This window comes from Micromonospora rosaria, assembly GCF_001567585.1.
Lineage (GTDB): Bacteria > Actinomycetota > Actinomycetes > Mycobacteriales > Micromonosporaceae > Micromonospora > Micromonospora rosaria.
This window is the reverse complement of sequence record NZ_LRQV01000271.1, coordinates 1-2609: the sequence shown is the minus strand read 5'-3', so window position 1 is coordinate 2609 and position 2609 is coordinate 1. Positions and strand designations below refer to the sequence as shown.

At 70.6% G+C, this 2609-nt stretch carries 2 protein-coding genes; both read left to right on the top strand.

Features of this window, described 5'->3' with window-relative positions; translation table 11 throughout:
• Positions 1-2055 (top strand): alpha-L-arabinofuranosidase C-terminal domain-containing protein (locus AWW66_RS31890; RefSeq protein ID WP_245648585.1); only part of this gene is annotated, 2055 nt, incomplete at its 5' end.
• Between the two features lie 75 nt (positions 2056-2130).
• Positions 2131-2472, top strand: coding sequence for an alpha-L-arabinofuranosidase C-terminal domain-containing protein (locus AWW66_RS35835; RefSeq protein WP_245648584.1), 342 nt, complete (start codon positions 2131-2133; stop codon positions 2470-2472).
• Positions 2473-2609 lie beyond the last annotated feature (137 nt).

Below are 2609 nucleotides of genomic sequence, written 5' to 3'. Positions count from 1 at the left end.
GCCCCGAGCCGGGCCGACCCTGCGGGCCCCGCGCCGGAGTACACCATCACCGTCGATCCGACCACCCAGGGCGTCCCGATCCGCGACACCATGTACGGCGTCTTCTTCGAGGACATCAACTACGCCGCCGACGGTGGCCTCTACGCCGAACTGGTGCGCAACCGCTCCTTCGAGTTCCTGCCCGTGGACAACCAGTCCTTCACCGGGATGACGGCCTGGACCCCGACCACGGAGGACGGCGGGGCCGGCACCGCGACCACCGTCGACGACGGCCACCGGCTGCACGACCGCAACCGCACCCACCTGCGGCTCACCCTGGGCAACCCCGACGCCGGCCGGTTCGGGGTGACCAACTCCGGCTTCAACCGGGGCATCGCCGTCGAGGCCGGCAGGCAGTACGACTTCTCGGTCTGGGCCCGTACCGACGCGGTGGCCGGCAACCGGCTGACCGTCGCGCTGCGCGACACCGACGGCCGCAACCTGGCCGTGGCCACCCGGGTCGCCGTGCGCGGCGACACCTGGACGAAGTACACCGCCACCCTGACCGCGCACCGCACCTCCGACGCCGGGCGGCTGTCGGTGCTGGCCGCCGGCACCGGCACGGTCCGGCTGGACATGGTCTCGCTCTTTCCCCGGGACACCTTCCGCGGCCGACCCAACGGCCTGCGCCGGGACCTCGCCGAGAAGGTCGCCGCGCTCAAGCCGGGCTTCGTGCGCTTCCCCGGCGGCTGCCTGGTCAACACCGGCAGCATGTACGGCTACGATGCCGCCTCGGACTGGCCACGGGCCCGCTCCTACCAGTGGAAGGACACCGTCGGCCCGGTCGAGACCCGCGCCACCAACGCCAACTTCTGGGGCTACAACCAGTCCTACGGCCTGGGCTACTACGAGTACTTCCAGTTCGCCGAGGACATCGGCGCGATGCCGCTGCCGGTGGTGCCGGCCCTGGTCACCGGTTGCGGCCAGAACCGGGCCACGGTCGACGAGGCGCTGCTGCGACGGCACATCCAGGACACCCTCGACCTGATCGAGTTCGCCACCGGACCGGTCACCTCCACCTGGGGCGGACTGCGGGCCAGCATGGGGCACCCGGAGCCGTTCCGCCTCACCCACGTCGCCGTCGGCAACGAGGAGAACCTGCCCGACGAGTTCTTCGCCAACTTCCAGCGGTTCCGCGCCGCGATCGAGGCGGCACACCCCGAGATCGTGGTGGTCAGCAACTCGGGGCCGGCCTCCTCGGGCGGTACCTTCGACCGGCTCTGGCAGCTCAACCGGGACGCCGGCGTCGAACTGGTCGACGAGCACTACTACAACTCCCCGGCCTGGTTCCTGCAGAACAACACCCGCTACGACAGCTACGACCGCGCCGGCCCGAAGGTCTTTCTCGGCGAGTACGCCTCCCGCGACGCCAAGTTGTTCAACTCGCTGGCCGAGGCGGCGTTCATGACCGGGCTGGAGCGCAACGCCGACGTGGTCGAGATGGCCTCGTACGCGCCGCTGCTGGCCAACGTCGACCACGTCCAGTGGCGACCGGACCTGGTCTGGTTCGACAACGACGAGTCCTGGGGCACCACCAGCTACCAGGTGCAGAAGCTGTTCATGACCAACGTCGGCGACCGGACCGTGCCGACCCTGGCCACCGGTCCGACGCTCGGGCCGCAGGACATCACCGGCTCGATCGGCCTCTCCACCTGGGCCACCTCGGCCACCTACAGCGACGTGAGAGTGACCGCCCCGGACGGCACCGTCCTGTTCCGCGACGACTTCTCCGCCGGGGCGGGCCAGTGGACCCCGCTGGCCCACCGGGGCACCTGGTCGGTCTCCGGCGGCGGGTACACCCAGAGCGACACCGCCGCGCTGGACACCCTGGTCAAGGCGGGCAACATCACCACCGGTGACTACGACCTGTCGCTGAAGGCGAAGAAGAACGCGGGTGCCGAGGGATTCCTCATCGGCTTCGGGGTCAAGGACGCCGGCACCTACTACTGGTGGAACCTCGGTGGCTGGAACAACACCCTGGGCGCGGTGGAGAAGGCCACCAACGGGGCCAAGTAGACGCTGATCTCCAAGGCCAACCAGGTCACCACCGGCACCACGTACGACATCACGGTCAAGGTCCGGGGCAACCGGGTGACCCTGCTGCTCGACGGCGAGGTGTGGGGCGAGTTCACCGACGACCGGGTCACCCGGCCGTTCGCCCACGTCGTCACCACCGACGAGGCCACCGGGGACGTGATCGTCAAGGTGGTCAACGCCCAGGAGAAGGCCGCCGTCACCCGGATCGACCTCGGCGACCTGGCCGTCGAGCCGACCGCCCGGATGACCGTGATCAGCGGCGACCCCGGGGAGCAGAACACCCGTTCGGCCGAGCCGGTCCAGCCGGTGACCACGTCGCTCGACGGCGTCACGTCGAGCTTCACGCACACCTTCGAGCCGTACTCCGTGACCTTCATCCGCATCGGGACCAGGTGAGGAGACCCATGAGGTACGACGTGAGCCGACGGATGCTGCTGCGCGGCGGGCTGGGCGTCGCGGCGAACGGGCTGGTCGCCGGGTTCCCCGCCGGGGCCGCCGCCGCGCCGGGGGCGGCACCGGCGGCCCCCGCCCCG